Below are 14,899 nucleotides of genomic sequence, written 5' to 3' on the forward strand. Positions count from 1 at the left end.
GGGTCGAGGAGGAGCTCAGGCACCAGCGCGAGTTGATCCAGACCATCCTGGTGCAGATGGACAAGCGCTTCGACGCGGTCGAGAAGCGTTTCGAGCAGATGCAGCTGAACATGGACAAGCGCTTCGAGGCCGTTGATAAGCGCTTCGAGCAACTGCAGCTGAACATGAATCAGCGCTTCGATGCCGTCGAAAAACGCTTCGAAGCCACAGACAAGCGCTTCGAAGCCATGGACAAACGCTTCGAAGAGCTAACCCGGCGGCTCGACCGCTTCATGTTCTGGTCATTCGGCCTGACGGTCACCGTCGGCGCACTGGTGGTTGCCGCCATCCGCCTGTGGCCTTAAACCGCGCCCCGGTGCGGTATGCGATGTTTGTGGATGGGATCGGCCTCGACAGACTTGACGACCGTTGGTGCCGGCGCGGTTTAAAATATTAAAAAGATTAAAATTTTAACCGCGTCTCATCGAGATCGAGGATATCGCCAAAGCCAAACGCAACGTGGAAATGATGCATTTCGCTCTGGACACGGTCGAATCTGTGCGGCATGACGCGCACTGTTTTAGCCCGACAAGGTCTCCATCCGGATCCGCGTGACCTCGCCCTGCACCGAATCCAACGCCTCGATTCGGGCGATTGCCTCGTTCATCTGACGCTCGATCACACGATGGGTGAGCATGACCAACGGCACATGCGTCTGGCCTTCCTCCGGCTCCTTCTGCTTGATCGCCTCGATGCTGATGCCCTGCTCGCCCAGGATGCTCGCGATCCGAGCCATGACGCCGGGCTGATCGAGCGCCGCAAGGCGCAGATAATAGGCGGTCTGCACCGCCTCCATCGGCATCACCGGGGTGTCGGCCAACTCGTCGGGTTGGAAGGCCAAATGCGGAACCCGGTTATTGGGATCCGTCGTCAGGGCACGCACTACATCCACCAGGTCCGCAATCACCGCCGACGCGGTCGGCATTGCACCCGCCCCGGCGCCGTAATAGAGCGTCGGCCCGACCGCATCGCCCTTCACCAGCACGGCGTTCATCACCCCGTCGACATTCGCGATCAGACGGCGCTCGGGGATCAGCGTCGGGTGCACCCGCAGCTCGATCCCGTCCTCGCTGCGACGCGTGATGCCGAGGTGTTTGATGCGGTAGCCCAGCTCCGCGGCGTAGGCGACGTCCAACGCTCCAACCTTCGAAATGCCCTCGGTAAAACACCGCTCGAACTGGAGCGGAACACCGAAGGCCAGCGAGCTGAGGATCGTCAGCTTATGCGCGGCATCGATGCCTTCGACATCGAAGGTCGGATCGGCCTCCGCGTAACCCAACGCCTGAGCTTCGGCGAGGACATCGGCGAAATCGCGACCTTTGTCGCGCATTTCGGTCAGGATGAAGTTGCCGGTGCCGTTGATGATGCCGGCGATCCACTCGATATGGTTTGCCGCCAGGCCTTCGCGCAAGGCCTTAATGATGGGAATACCGCCGGCGACGGCCGCCTCGAAGCCCACCATCACGCCACGCTCGCGCGCCGCGGCGAAGATCTCGTTGCCGTGCCGCGCGATCAGCGCCTTGTTGGCCGTAACCACGTGCTTGCCGTTCTCGATCGCCCTGAGCACCAGCTCGAGCGCAGGCGAGTATCCGCCGATCAGCTCGACGACGATCCGAACCTCGGGATCCTCGACCACGGCGAAGGCGTCGGTGCCGATCCGTCCGATCGCCTCCAGACCTTGAATGCGCTCCGGATCATAGTCGCGTGCCGCCGCGTGCGAGATCTCGATCCCGCGACCGGCCCGACGCGCGATCTCCGCGGCATTGCGCGACAAGACCGACACGGTGCCGCCGCCGACCGTCCCCAAGCCCAGAAGTCCAACCTTCACCGGTTCCATTCATGCACCCCTTGTTCGCAAATCGGTTCGCCGACGCGTGCGTCAACCTCATTCGAAAGCTCAGCTCCCGGCGCGCGACTCGCGGCGGAACATCTCTTTGATCCCGCGAATCGCCTGGCGGGTGCGATGCTCGTTCTCGATCAGCCCGAAACGCACGTGGCCGTCCCCGTATTCACCGAAGCCGATCCCGGGCGAGACCGCAACCTTGGCCTCCTGCAGGAGCTTCTTGGAAAACTCGAGCGAGCCGAGTGACCGATAGGGCTCGGGAATCGGCGCCCAAACAAACATGGTCGCCTTCGGCGGCTCGATCGGCCAGCCCGCGGCGTTCAGCCCGCTGCACAGAACATCGCGCCGGCTCTCGTAGGTGTCGCTGATCTCGCGCACGCAATCCTGCGGCCCCTCCAGCGCAGCGATGGCCGCGACCTGGATCGGCGTGAAGGTCCCGTAGTCGAGATAGGACTTGATGCGCGCGAGCGCGGCAACCAGTGTACGGTTGCCGCACATGAATCCGACGCGCCAGCCCGGCATGTTGTAGCTCTTGGACATCGAGAAGAACTCGACGGCGATATCCTTCGCGCCCGGGATCTGCAGGATCGAGGGGGCACGATAGCCGTCGAAGACGATGTCGGCATAGGCGATATCGTGGACCACCCAGATCCCGTGCTCGGAGGCGATGTCGATGACTTTCTGGAAGAAATCCAGCTCCACGCACTGCGTGGTCGGATTCCCCGGGAAATTCAGCACCAGCATCTTGGGCTTCGGCCACGAGTCCTGGATGGCGCGCTGCAGCTCCTCGAAGAAGTCCACGTCCGGCGTGAGGCGGACATGGCGCACGTCCGCACCGGCGATGATGAATCCATAGGGATGGATCGGATAGGCCGGATTCGGCACCAAGACCGAATCCCCGGCCCCCATGGTGGCGAGCGCCAGATGGGCGAGTCCTTCCTTCGAGCCGATCGTGACGATCGCCTCGCTGTCCGGATCCAGATGGACATCGAAGCGATCGCGATACCAATGACAGATGGCGCGGCGCAGTCGCGGGATCCCGCGCGAGACCGAATAGCGATGCGTGTCCTTGCGGACCGACGCCTCGACCAGCTTGTCGACGATGTGCTGCGGGGTCGGCTGGTCGGGATTCCCCATCCCGAAGTCGATGATGTCCTCGCCCCGGGCTCGCGCTTCGGCCTTCAACTCGTTGACGATGTTGAAGACATAGGGCGGCAACCGCTTGATGCGGTGAAATTCGGGCTCGGGGGCGACCACTGGACAACCTCTTGACGCTGGGAGTGGGGAAAACGCTGAAGTCTACAGTCCCGCCCGCCAGATTCAAAGCCGATGAATCAGTACTTCACCGAGCACCCGTAGGGCCGAGTCACCGGGGTGCCGACCGGATTGCCGGCAGCCAGATCGGCCATGGCGAGACGCACATAGTTGCTCGCGCCCGCGATGTCGGCTTGATCGGTCGTCGGCTTATCGTCGATGCCGCCCATGTACACCAAGGTCCCTTCCGGATCGATGACATACATGTGCGGCGTGGTCTTGGCATCGTAAGCGCGGCCCATGTCCCCGGAGGTATCAAGCAAGACCGCAGTCGGCGCAGCGCCTCGATCGTCGGTGAGGTCATCGGCCTGCGCCGGACTCACATGCCCCTGCTTGCCCGACGCCGAGGAGATGACCGACAGCCAGACATAACCCGCATCGGTCGCCTCTTTCTGCAGGGCCTGCATGTTGTCCGAGGCGTAGTGTTTGACCACGTACGGGCAATCGTGATTCGTCCATTCGAGGATGACCTTCTTGCCCGCAAGACCCCCGAGGGTCCAGGTCTCGCCTGCGGTGTCGACGACGCTGAAATCCGGTGCCGGAGCGCCGACCTTAGGGGCCGCAACGGCGACGCCGAAGCTCAGCGTCGCGGCCAAGGCGACAGCGCCGACGACGAGGGTCTTCTGAACAGCGTGCTTCATGGTGTTCTCCTTCTCTCTGGTGGGTGATCAGTCATCAGAACGCGTCGGCGATCTCAGTGAATCTTCATCCCGACGAACCCGGTGCCGACGAGCGGATTGCGCGCAGCACCATGTCCTCGGTCAAGATCTGCGGCAGGATCTGCGGATCCCCGTCGGGCGGATAGAAGACATAGAGCGGGACACCGTTGCGCCCGTGATCGGCGAGATAGGCCGTGATCGCGGGATCGCGGTTGGTCCAATCGCCCTTGAGGTACAGCACACCGGCATCCGAGAAGCTCCGCGCAACGTCCGACGCGCTCAAGGCGACGCGCTCGTTCACCAGACAGGTGATGCACCACGCGGCCGTCATGTTGACGAAGACAGGTCGGCGCGCCTCGCGCGCTGCGGCGAGGCGCTCCGGCGAATAGGGCTCGCTCGCGAGTCCGCTCGCGGACTGCTCTCCCTCGGACAGCATCGGTGCGGCCAACCGATCGGTCGCAACCCCGAGATAGAGTGCACCGACGAGCGCCGACGAGGTCGCGGCGAGACCCCAGCGCCGCCGTGCCGAGGGCAGGCTGCGGGTGCGCTCGCGCAACCAGAGCCCGAAGGCCAACAGGACCAGCCCGCCGAGCACCAGCGCGACCCCCGCCGATCCGGTCTGCACGCTCAGGACCCAGACCAACCAAGCAGCGGCCGCGAACATCGGGAAGGCGAGCGCCTGCTTGAGGGTCTCCATCCACGCGCCCGGTTTCGGCAGCAAACGGGCAAACCGCGGCACCAGGGACAACACGAGAAAGGGTAGCGCCAAGCCGAATCCCAAGGTCAGCATGATCGCCAACGCCAGCGGCCAGCTCAGGGTAACGGCATATCCCAAGGCGGCACCCATGAAGGGCGCGGTGCAGGGTGCGGCGACCAAGGCCGCGAGGGCGCCGGTTCCGAAGGCGCCTGCGGTGCCCGATCCCGTTCGGGCGCCACCAAGACTCATCAGCCGGGCGCCGATGGTCATCGCGCCCGCGAGACTCAGACCGATCACGAAAAAGACGTAGGCCATGAAGACGACGAAGGGCGGGTACTGGAGCTGAAAACCCCAACCGACGGCCGCCCCGCCGGCACGCAGGGCCAACAAGAGCACCGCGAGCCCGGCGAAAAAGAAGAGAACCCCCGCGGTGTAGGCCAGGCCGTGGAGGACACGCTCGCGCGCCGCCTCCGGACCCTGCCCGGAGAGGCCATTGATCAGACTCAGTGCCTTCATCGCAAGGATCGGAAAGACGCACGGCATCAGGTTCAGGATCAGGCCGCCGAGCAGCGCGAAGGCGAAGGCCAGCGGCAGCCCGATCGGGCGGTCCCGAGCAATGTCCTCCGGGAGCGGTCCACGCACCGCCGCGACCTCGTAGGAGCGCACCTCTCCGAGCGCATCCGCAATCACCAGCAGCCCATCGGGCGCGGCTTGGTCCGCCAAGGCACCGGGCGACAGACCGATCCGCAGTTTGCCGTCGACCACTCGCCAGGGCTGCTCCGCGGCGTGCTCGATGAGACCCCATTCGCCGGCGAAGAACCAGGCCCCGCCGATCTCGACTCCATCGCCCTCCTCCGACGACAGTCCATCCGCGGGTATGACGAGACCGAGCCCCGCGTCCGCGACGCCGAGCACGGCACCCTCGATCCGCCCGTCCGGCAACCCCATGCGGGCGGCGGCAAAGACGTCCGCCTGCAACGGATCGATCGGGGCCGGTCCGACCGCGGCTCCGGTCGGGAGCGTCAGATCGAAGCGGCCCGATTCAGGTATGCATTCCTCCTCGCACACCAGCCAGTCGACATCCGCGCGGATGTGCACAGGCTCGCCGATAGGCCATTGCGCCGGCACCGAGAGTGCGATCAGATGAACGGCCCGCTCGGAGTATCCATAGTTGGCCAACGGCCCGACCGGGATCACCTCGGGTCTCGGCCAGCGCAGCGGACCGGCTTCGACACCCTCCGGCAGAGTCCAGCGGATGCGCGGCGGATCGCCGGAGTCGCCCGGATTGCGCCAGTAGGTGTGCCAGCCCGGTCGGATCTCGAACACCAGGGCCAGGTCGAGCGTGTCGCCCGGCGCAACCTCCATCCGCTCCGCGACCAAGCGGGCCGTCACGTTCTCGGTCGTGACCGGGTTGGCCGGGACCAACCCCGGCCAGACGAGCGACAGGACGAGGAGGACGAGGCCCGTCTGAAAGAGCCCGCGGCTCGCCGATCCGCGATGAAGGATGCTCGACGACGACGCGATGCAGATCCCCATCATCACCGGCGTCGCCCCGCTCGCCGCTCCAGTTTGAAAGTGGTCATATCCGCTTCCAACGCCGCGTAGGGGATGCGATCGGCTCCGCCGAAGCTCGCCGCCGCGCGGGTGACGAGGTCGCCGATATCGGCCGCGCGTCCATCCGCGTCGGACTCCCCGAGCAGTCGTTGCAGACCGATCAGACCGCCGGACTGGATCTTCACCAGCAGGCTGTGGGGCATCTGTGTCGGATCGTCCTCGACGTTGGAGGCCGCCAGCGCGCACGCCTTGAGACCGGCGAAGACCTGCTCGCAGCGGGCATGCTCCGCCTCGGACAGGCAATCGAATTCAGAGCCACCTCGGCGGACGACCTCGTGTGCATGACGACAGGCCGCCGTTGTCTTGATCAGTGGAGCAGCGAAGGGGCACTTCATTGCGGAAAGGTCTCCTCTGGATCGATCTCGGCCAGCAACGGAACGACGGCATCGCCGAGCCGGATTATCCCGCCCGTGACCACCCGTGCGTTCAGTCCGGCGTGACCGCGCATGGCGTTGTAGCCTCCGGGACCCAGTGTTTCCTCCATGCGCGAGCAGGGCGGGCATGGGCCCGTCCCCTCCAGTACGACCGTCCCGATGCGAAACCGCTGGCCTTTCAGCGCCAGAAGATTGACACCTGAGACGACCAGATTACGCCGCAGCAATGCGGGGTCGATCGGATCTCGGCGCAAGAGCGCGCCCACGACCGCGAGGTGCTCGGCCTGCACGAGCGTCACGCCGCGCGAGCCCGAACGCCCGGCATAATGATCGCCCTCGAGGCCGCGCCCGACCAACGCCGTTACCTTGGCGCAGGGGATCACATCCGCCCTTCGCGCCGGCCGTCGACCGATCCACGCCACCTCGCCCGGATGCGGAAATCGGGCAATCAGATCCGAAAGAGACTCCATGCGCTGCACCTGTGGCTTGAAACCGGTCAAGTTCGGGGCAACAGACCAGAGGACAAGACATGCACATCGCCCGCGGGATCCATTCGGCCTCGACGCCGTCCAACCGCGCACAGCCTCTGCGCGGACTGATAAGGTTCACGTCCGCGCTGTCTTTCGGCCAAGATCAACCTCAACCAGACGACACTCGCTATGCCCCGACTCCTCCTCCCGATCCGCCTCGCCGCGGTCCTCGTCGCGATCGCCCTCACGCTCACGGGATGCAGCCGTATCGGCATCGCCTACAACACCGGCGATTTTCTCGTGAAGACCTATGCCAAAGACTACCTGGATCTGGAGCAATCCCAGCTCGAGCGCTGGGAGCCCCTTCTCGGCGCGGAGCTGACGCGTCATCGCGCCGAGGAGCTGCCCTATCTGGCGGCCTATTTCGATCATATCCTCACGGCCAGCGAGGCCGGTTTCAACGCCAGCAACATGGCCTGCCTCACCGGTGAATTCCGAGATCTCTACAGCCGCCAGGCACGATTCGCCGTGACCCTCGCCGCACCGCTTCTGGCCGAGTTGACCCCGGCGCAGATCGAGCGCCTGGACGAGCGCTTCCGCAAAGAGGCTGCCGAGGATCGCGCCGAGATTGCCGAGCGCACCAGCACGCGAGAGAAAGAGAAACGCGCCAGGCGCTACGTCAAATCCATCGAGGACTGGACCGGCCCGCTGAGCGCGGAGCAACAGGCAATCGTCAAGGAGGTGACCGGGCGCATGCCCGACACCCAAGCGAGCCTGGTCGAGTATCGCACCGGCAAACGCGAGCGCTTGATGGCGCTGATCCGGTCCAAGGCCCCCGAGCCCGAGATCAAGCGCTTCCTCACCGACTGGCTCGTCGACTTCAATGATCTGCCGCCGGATCTCGAGCAAGGCGGCCAACGGCTGGGCGAGCGGATCGGCGAGCTCTTCGTCAGCCTCGGCAAGACCCTCGACGCCAGTCAACGGGATCGTTTGAACAAGCGTTTACGCAGCTTTCGCGATGATTTTATGAAACTGCAGAAGCAGCCTAAGATGGCGCAGATGACCTGTTGAACCGGCATTGAACCGCGTCCGGAGCGATGTGCGTGGGTAACATGAGCTCCGGCCGTCTCGGATCCAACAACCTCGGCGGTCGACGCGGTTCAAGAATTTAAAAATCTTCAAACCTGAAAAACGTAGGATGGGTAGAGCGCAGCGAAACCCATCTTCTCCACGCCGCCACTCGGATTGGGCGCTTGAGCCGTCAGGACGGCTTCGCTGCGCTCTTGAGGTGGCCATGGGAAACCTTGGCGCTTGGAGGATCGGGTCGCTGCGCTCTAACGGTCGGTGCCGGAGCCGGGGCGTCGGAGCGGGGAGGATGGGTTTCGCTGCGCTCTACCCATCCTACGTGTTTCCGTTGTTTTTGAGTCGTTCCTAATTTGTTGTTTTTATTATTATTATTCTAAACCGTGTCCCGCTCAAACCTCTTGGGGTCCAACGTCGGCGACCTCCACACCAAGCGCTCGCCTCGCGATGGACACGGTTTAGAAGAGGTCGTCCATCACCCGAGGCGCGGATCGGCGTACGGAGGTATCGGCCTTTCTGGTCGGGCCGGCGATCCTGACAGGCTCGGGGCCAAGTAGATCCTTGCTGAACTCCTCGTTCACCATCTCCAAAATACCGCTCTTGGCCTTGGTCTCGGTCCCGCGGGTCGGGTCGACCCGCACCTGCACCATGCCCGGTGGTGGGTCGAGCTGCGCGATCGGGAGGTTCTCGAGTGCAGCGCTCATGAAATCGACCCACATGCCCAGGGCGGCCCGGCCGCCCTCCTCGCCGCGGCCGAGCTTCTCGAAGTCATCGAAGCCCATCCAAGCGATGGTGACGAAGTCGGCTTGATAGCCTGCAAACCAAGAGTCGCGCACGTCGTTCGTCGTGCCTGTCTTGCCGACGATGTCCTCACGCTTCAATTGCTTGGCGCGTGTTCCCGTGCCTGCCTCGACGACCTCGCGCAGCAACGAGGTGATCTGATAGGCGATGCGCGGGTCGATCGCCTGCGGGGCCGCCGCGCCGGCCTGCGTGCCCTGCACCCGTGCCGCGTCATCGCCGTAACGGTACCAACAGTCCGAGCAGGATCGCGGAGCGTTGGATTCGAAGAGGATCCGCCCGTCGCCGCTCTCGATGCGTTGGATGAAATAGGGCGTCACGTGAAACCCGCCGTTGGCGAACACCGCATAGCCTTCGGCCAGCTTCATCGGCGACATCTCGCCGGTCCCCAGCGCCATGGACAGGCCCAAGGGCATGGCATCCAGGTCGAATCCGAACGCCCGGATGTAGTTTTGAGCGTCCTCCAAACCGACACTCTGCAGCAGGTTGATGGCGGCCAGGTTGCGCGAGAGCGCCAGTGCGCGCCGCATCCGGATCGGCCCCATCTCTTTGCGATCGGAGTTGCGCGGGTTCCAGTCTTGCGTCCCGGTCAGCTTTACCGCCTCGTCCTTGATCAGGCTCGCCGGTGTCCAGCCCTCATGCAGGGCCGCAGCGAAGACGAAGGGCTTGAAGCTCGAGCCCGGCTGACGGCGCATGTCGACCGCACGGTTGAACTTGCTCGCGTTGAACGAATAGCCTCCCACCAGGGCGCGAACCGCACCGTCCTGCGGTGCGATCGAGACCAAGGCACCCGCAACACTCGGCAGCTGCCCGAGCTCCCAACGCCCCTCGTCCTGCACTGGACCGTCCTGGAGTGGCCCGTCGTGTTGGAGTCGAACGAGGTCGCCGACCGCGAGGACATCCGTCACCCGTCTCGGCCGGGGGCCGCGCCAATTCGCGTTGCGGAACTCCTGTGCCCAGGCGACTTGCTTGAGGCCCAGCTCGATGCGCCGCCCGGAGCCGATATAGACCTCCGCCTCGCCGCTGGATGCACGCGTCACCAACCCGGGCGTCAAGTCCGGGATCCTCGTGACGGTCTCGAGATAGGCGTCCATGTCTGCATCCGTAGCGCCGTCGAGGTCGATCTTGGCCTCGGCGCCGCGATAGCCGTGACGTCGGTCGTAATCGCGCAACGCCCGACGCACCGCCGCCTGCGCAGCGCTCTGCAACCGCGAATCGATCGTCGTGGTGACCCGAAACCCCTGACTGAGAGCGTCCTCTCCGTAATGCTGGACAACAGTCTGGCGCGCCATTTCAGCCACGTAACCGGCGTCGAGGTCCGGCTGACGGCGATGCAGCCGAGCCATATCGGGCGTCAAGACCGCGATCTCGTACTCCTCCCGGTCGATCTGACCGAGTTCGACCATGCGCGAGAGGATGTAGTTGCGTCGCTCGAGCGCTCGCTCGGGATTGGTGACGGGGTTGTTGCTGGAGGGCGCCTTGGGGATGCCCGCCAACATTGCCGCCTCGGCGGGGGTGAGCTGGTCGAGCTCCTTGTCGTAATAGAGCGCGGCCGCGGCCGAGATGCCGTAGGCGCGGTGGCCGAAAAAGATCTGATTCAGATAGAGATCGAGAATCTGGTCCTTGGTGAGGGTCCGTTCGACCTGGAGCGTGAGCAAAACCTCGGCGAGCTTGCGTTGGAATGTCTTCTCCGAGCTGAGCAGGAAGTTGCGGGTCACCTGCATCGTGATGGTACTTCCGCCCTGGGCCTTGGTGCCGGTGGAGGCGAAGCTCAGCAAAGCACGGCCGATGCCGATCGCATCGACCCCGCCGTGCTCGAAGAAGCGGGCATCCTCGGTTGCGAGAAAGGCGTTGACCACCAGGGGCGGAATGTCTTCATAGGCGACCGGACGGCGGCGTTCGATGCCGAACTCGGCGATCAAACCGCCGTCGCTGCTGAAGACCCGCAGCGGCTCTTCGAACCGGACCTGACGCAGACTCTCGACGCTCGGAAGCTCCGGGGCATGGACCGACACGAAGACACCCGCCCCGAGCAGACCCAACCCAAGCAGTTGCAGAGGAGCACCCAAGACGGCGAGGAAGCCCGTGAACCAACCGAAAACGGAGCGGCCACGCCGTGACGAACCCCGACCGCTACGATGCTTGGTCCGCGCCGCGCGCGCCGATGACTTCCCGGGTATCGGACGCGGCGAGGGCGGATCCGAGCCCGCGTCCGGCTCAAAGCCGGCACCGGAACCGTAACCGAAGCCGAAGCCAGGTCCGAAACGGGAACGAACCCTTTCGCGCTCCGTCGAGTGGTTCTCGGGCGGCACACCACCGCCGGATCCCGGCATTGCGCTATCGGACTTTCGGTTCAAGTGCCCCTCCGCCCGCCTCGCCAGGTCGACGCGTGATGTCTCCCGGGTGCAGCAAGTCTCTTCATCATTTTGGTCGGCAGCGATTGTACACTAGGGCACTCTGAGCCGGCCGCGCTCGATCGGGTGGCGAACCCGATCCGGTCGTCACATCGTCGGCGCCGAGGCCTGCGGCATCGTGGCGTTCAATCACTGAAGAGAGCTTGCCATGCGCACACTGGATTCGATCCCCCGCGACGTCCATCCGGGCCGGGGGCCGACGCGTCACGATCGGCGCAAACCGCGTCTCTCATGAGGTTTCTTCGACTCACCGCGTCCGCGGCTTGTCTGTTGATCGCCGCGCTCGAGGGCGTCGCCGCCGCCGACATCTCCGAGCCGACCCTGGTCACCGCGGTCCCCGCGATGCGCGAGATCGCACTCGTGGGGTTCAGCCGCGCCCTCGCCGAGGCACCCTTGGTCGCGGAGACCGACGGCCGGGTCCAAGCGCTCTTCGCCGATGTCGGTGACCGAATCGACGAGAACGGGCGCTTCGCTCAACTAGACACCACCTTTCTGCAGCTTGATCTCGAGGAGATCGGCGTCCAAGAAGAACGACTGCGCTCGCAGGTCGACTACGATCAACGCGAGGTCACCCGATTTCGGGAGCTGGTGCGCCAAAACAGCGCTTCGGCCTCCCAACTGGATACGCTCGAGCAGTCGCTGCGCGACAACAGCCACGCCCTGAGGGCGCTGGATGTCAAACGGCGCATGCTTCAAGAGCGCCTCGCGCGCGCAACCATCTCGGCCCCCGTCGGTTGGTCGGTGACCGCCCGCAATGTCGAGCTCGGACAGTGGGTGCGCGGCGGCGAGACGGTCGGCCGTGCAGCGGATTTCTCGACCCTTTTGGTCCCCTTCGCCTTGACCCCGGAGCAATTCGCTGCTCTCGAACAGACACGCTCGGATCTCGCCTTGGAGGTCCTGGACCTAGGCAACACGGCCGACCAAGCGATCCGAGCGCGCATCCACCGCGTCAACCCCGGATTCGATCCGGAGACCCGCAAGATCGCCGTCGAGCTAGCCCTGACCGAAGCGGTGGAGCCCGCGCGCGGCGGACTGCGCGTGCGCCTGCGCCTGCGCCTGCCCGAGGCCACCGGCGCCGTCAGCCTCCCGCCCTCCGCGCTCGCCTCCAGCTACGAGGAATCCTGGGTCCTTCGCGAGAACGGGGAGCGGGTTTCGGCGTTGCCGCTCGGCCCCGACGCACTGAACCCGAAACTGATTCGGGTCACGGCCCCGGGGCTCAAACCCGGCGATCGGGTTCGCGTCGACGGGGGGGGCTGACCCGTGCGCGCCGTCGTTCGCTTCACGCTGCGCCAGCGGGTTCTTTTCAACCTGCTGTTCGTCTTCATGATCGTCGCGGGCGTCTTCGCACTCGATGCACTGCCGACCGAGCGTTATCCCGAGGTCAACTTCGGTAAGGTCGTCATCACTACGGTCTATCCGGGCGCCTCTCCGCGCGATGTTGAAGCCTTGGTGACGCGCGAGATCGAGCTGGCGCTCGACGGCTTGGAGCAGGTCGAGTTCATTCGCGCCAACTCGGTCCGCGAGCGCTCGACCCTGGTCGTCAAGTTTCGCGACGATACCGATTACGGCGCACTCTACGACGAGCTGCGTTTTCGCGTGCTCAGCATCCTCGAGCGTCTTCCCGAAGGCGTCGACCCACCGCGCTTCGACCTGATCCGCACCTCGTTCTGGCTCCCCGTCGTCGCGGTCAATCTCGTCGGCGATCGCTCCAACCGTGCATTGTCCCTGATCGCGAAGGAATTGCAGATCCGCATGGCCCAGATCCCCGGGGTCACCGAGGTGAAGCTCGACGGGGAGCAGCGTCGCGAGTTCCACATCTTTCTCGATCCCTGGAAGCTCAAGTCGCACGGCGTGAGTCTGGATCAGGTCGCCGCGGCCCTCCAGGACGCGAACGTCACCCTGCCGGCCGGCGACTTCAGCGACGGCACAGGCGAGTACATGGTGCGCGTGGACGAGCGCTTTCGCACGCGCGATCAAGTCGTCGCCACCGTGGTACGACGCGACGCCGACGGCTCATTTGTCACCGTCGACGACCTGATCTCGGACGCCGGCCTCGGCTATCGCACCCCGAGCGTCATCACCTCCGCCGACGGCAAGGACGGTGTCGCACTGCGGCTGCTCAAGGCCGAGGGCGGCAACGCCATGGAGATCTACGCCGCTGCCGAGGCGATCCTCGAGGAGCTCGCACCCCTTCTGGAGCAGGAAGGGATCGAGATCGCCCTCACGCAGGACTCGACAACCTACATTAAGGAATCCATCCAAACCCTCGGCTGGAACATGATTGTCGGGGTCCTGTTGGTCAGCCTGATCCTCTGGTACTTCATGGGGATACGCAACGCCGGCCTCGTTACCATCGGGATTCCCTTCTCCTTCATGGTCACTGCGGTCCTCATGCAGCTGACCGGCAACTCGCTCAACGAGATTACGCTCTTCAGCTTCGTGTTGGTCTCGGGGATCATCGTCGACGACGCCATCGTGGTCGTGGAGAACATCTACCGGCATGTCCAAGAGGGCGAGCCGATCGAGCAGGCGATCATCGAGGGCACCGCCGAGGTCGCCTGGCCGGTGATCTCCGCGACCGCCACGACGGTCGCGGCCTTCCTGCCGATGCTCATCATGACCGGCTCCACGGGCGAGTTCTTCGCGCTCATTCCCAAGGCCGTGAGCTTTGCCATCTTGGCTTCGCTGTTCGAATGCTTGCTGATCTTGCCTCTGCACTACCTTGATTTCGGTCCGCGCCCGAAGGCACCCGCGGCCGGCCGAGACGCGGTCCAGAGCGAGCGAGAGAATCGCTTGATGCGCCTTCTCCGGCACATGACCGAGCGCCTGATCGGGGTCACCATGCGCTTTCGGGTACTGAGCCTCTCCGTGGTGCTCGTGGCCTTCCTGACGGCGATCGCGGTCCTCGGCGTCTCGATCGCCGGCATTGCACCGCTGGTGCGCATCCAGTTCTTCCCGGACGACTACTCCACCTACTATGCCTTCATCGAGGGCCCGCCCGAGACGCCGATCGAGCAGACTCACGAACGCGTGAAGGCGATCGCCCGCTTCATCATGGCCGACGGCCCCGGCTACGCACGCTCCGCCGCCGGCTTCGCGGGCTTCACCATCAGCGAGGACTACGAGGACGAGCTGGGCCGCCATCTGGGCACGGTCATGGTCGCATTGCCGAGCAAGGCAGACCAGGCCTTCGACGACCCGCTGGAGCATCTCGACAGGATTCGCGAGCGTCTCATCGAGCAGTTCGCCGAGCCCGGGGTCAGAATCCGCGTCCGGGCCGAGAAGGACGGCCCGCCCACCGGCAAGGACGTCAACATCCAGATTGCCGGATCGAGCGAAACGGCCGTACTGGGTCTGAGCGCGGACCTGTTGCAGCGGCTACGCGATCATCCCGAATTCGGCCCGAATCTGGTCGATCTTCAGGACGATCGGGGCATCCCCTCGCGCGTATTTCGGCTCGCAGTCGATGAGTCGCGTGCCCGCGAGCTCGGCCTCACCGCGGGCGACGCAGCACGCATGGCCGCCTCGGTCCTGGACGGGCGCTACATCGGGAAATACCGGCTGAGCGACGAAGAGGTCGACCTCAAGCTGCGG

At 64.8% G+C, this 14,899-nt stretch carries 11 protein-coding genes; 4 read left to right on the top strand and 7 right to left on the bottom strand.

Annotation, left to right across the window (positions count from 1 at the left end; translation table 11 throughout):
* Positions 1-344 (top strand): hypothetical protein (locus tag GPT33_RS11620; RefSeq protein ID WP_296809054.1); only part of this gene is annotated, 344 nt, incomplete at its 5' end.
* Positions 345-559: 215 nt separating this feature from the next.
* On the opposite strand, the gene GPT33_RS11625 is transcribed toward GPT33_RS11620, so the two are convergent.
* The 6 genes from GPT33_RS11625 to GPT33_RS11650 form a co-directional block, all read right to left on the bottom strand.
* Positions 560-1,876: a homoserine dehydrogenase gene (locus GPT33_RS11625; protein ID WP_296809059.1), complete on the bottom strand. Its 1,317-nt coding sequence runs from the start codon at positions 1,874-1,876 to the stop codon at positions 560-562.
* A gap of 60 nt (positions 1,877-1,936) precedes the next feature.
* The gene (gene alaC / locus GPT33_RS11630) at positions 1,937-3,139 is read right to left on the bottom strand and encodes an alanine transaminase (RefSeq protein WP_296809064.1); all 1,203 of its coding nucleotides are present in this window, start codon (positions 3,137-3,139) and stop codon (positions 1,937-1,939) included.
* Positions 3,140-3,216: 77 nt separating this feature from the next.
* Positions 3,217-3,837, bottom strand: a complete 621-nt coding sequence (locus GPT33_RS11635; protein WP_296809067.1) for a thioredoxin family protein — start codon at positions 3,835-3,837, stop codon at positions 3,217-3,219.
* Between the two features lie 64 nt (positions 3,838-3,901).
* On the bottom strand, positions 3,902-6,091 hold the full coding sequence (locus tag GPT33_RS11640) for a protein-disulfide reductase DsbD domain-containing protein (RefSeq protein ID WP_296809071.1): 2,190 nt from the start codon (positions 6,089-6,091) through the stop codon (positions 3,902-3,904).
* On the bottom strand, positions 6,091-6,501 hold the full coding sequence (locus GPT33_RS11645) for a hypothetical protein (protein WP_296809073.1): 411 nt from the start codon (positions 6,499-6,501) through the stop codon (positions 6,091-6,093). Before GPT33_RS11645 ends, GPT33_RS11640 begins: the two co-directional genes overlap by 1 nt.
* Positions 6,498-7,010, bottom strand: coding sequence for an MOSC domain-containing protein (locus tag GPT33_RS11650; protein ID WP_296809076.1), 513 nt, complete (start codon positions 7,008-7,010; stop codon positions 6,498-6,500). Before GPT33_RS11650 ends, GPT33_RS11645 begins: the two co-directional genes overlap by 4 nt.
* A 189-nt stretch (positions 7,011-7,199) precedes the next feature.
* Here GPT33_RS11650 and GPT33_RS11655 point away from each other — a divergent pair, with 189 nt between their 5' ends.
* The gene (locus GPT33_RS11655) at positions 7,200-8,081 is read left to right on the top strand and encodes a DUF6279 family lipoprotein (RefSeq protein ID WP_296809079.1); all 882 of its coding nucleotides are present in this window, start codon (positions 7,200-7,202) and stop codon (positions 8,079-8,081) included.
* A 470-nt stretch (positions 8,082-8,551) separates the two neighbouring features.
* Here GPT33_RS11655 and GPT33_RS11660 read toward each other — a convergent pair whose 3' ends face one another.
* The gene (locus GPT33_RS11660; RefSeq protein WP_296809082.1) at positions 8,552-10,960 is read right to left on the bottom strand and encodes a PBP1A family penicillin-binding protein; all 2,409 of its coding nucleotides are present in this window, start codon (positions 10,958-10,960) and stop codon (positions 8,552-8,554) included.
* A gap of 576 nt (positions 10,961-11,536) precedes the next feature.
* Here GPT33_RS11660 and GPT33_RS11665 point away from each other — a divergent pair.
* Positions 11,537-12,562 (top strand): efflux RND transporter periplasmic adaptor subunit, encoded by a 1,026-nt coding sequence (locus tag GPT33_RS11665; protein ID WP_296809085.1) that lies wholly within the window; start codon positions 11,537-11,539, stop codon positions 12,560-12,562.
* A 3-nt stretch (positions 12,563-12,565) separates the two neighbouring features.
* On the top strand, positions 12,566-14,899 hold a 2,334-nt coding region (locus GPT33_RS11670; RefSeq protein ID WP_296809087.1), incomplete at its 3' end, for an efflux RND transporter permease subunit.

It is taken from the genome of Thiocapsa sp. (assembly GCF_011390875.1).
GTDB lineage: Bacteria > Pseudomonadota > Gammaproteobacteria > Chromatiales > Chromatiaceae > Thiocapsa.